Below are 686 nucleotides of genomic sequence, written 5' to 3'. Positions count from 1 at the left end.
CAGGCGCATCGCTGCGACCTTGGCCGCCGGGACGACCCCGCGCTCGCGGGTCGACCGGGGGACGCGGCCGAGCCGGCTGCGCAGGTAGTAGTTCGCGGTCCACAGGTGCTCGCGCCGCGTGGAGTCCGCGGTCCAGTGCTCCGTGGAGAGCGAGACGTTCATGCCCTCGAGGTTGGTGACCCGGTGCGGGCTGTTCTGCGGCCACCAGGCCACCTGACCGGGCTCGAGGTCGAGCGCCTCGGCGTGGTCGTCGTACTCGGGGTCGTAGGGCAGCTCCTCGTCGGTCTCCCCCGCCACCATCCGCTCCAGGTCGCGCTGGCTGACGAACCGCTCCGAGAGCGGGTAGGCGTAGGCGCGCTTGCGGCCGCGAACGTGCCAGAGCAGGTTCGGCTGGTTGTCGGCGTGGTAGTAGACCATCGCCTCCGGCGAGGAGATGAGCAGCGATGCCGACACCTTGACCGGCTCGAAGCCGGGCACCAGGCTGCGGACCTCGTCGTACAGCTCGTCCACGAGGCGGCCCACCTCCGCGTCCTGGAGGTTGACGCCGACCAGGTTGAGCCAGAGGCGGCCGCGCTCGACGATCTCGAGCAGCTCCTTGCCGGGCAGGTCGGTCTCCGCACCCCGGCGCCAGTCCTCGAGCCGGAGGATGTCGCTGCCGAACGTGTAGGGGTGGACCGTCGAGCGCG

The 686-nt window shown here is 71.3% G+C and carries 1 protein-coding gene; it reads right to left on the bottom strand.

Annotated features, from left to right (window positions below):
- Positions 1–686: cupin domain-containing protein (locus tag H0487_RS22780; protein WP_183096457.1), on the bottom strand; the 686-nt coding region annotated here is incomplete at both ends.

This window comes from Nocardioides stalactiti (assembly GCF_014180715.1).
Lineage (GTDB): Bacteria > Actinomycetota > Actinomycetes > Propionibacteriales > Nocardioidaceae > Nocardioides > Nocardioides stalactiti.
Note: the sequence above shows the minus strand (reverse complement) of the source record. Positions and strands in the feature narration are given on the sequence as shown.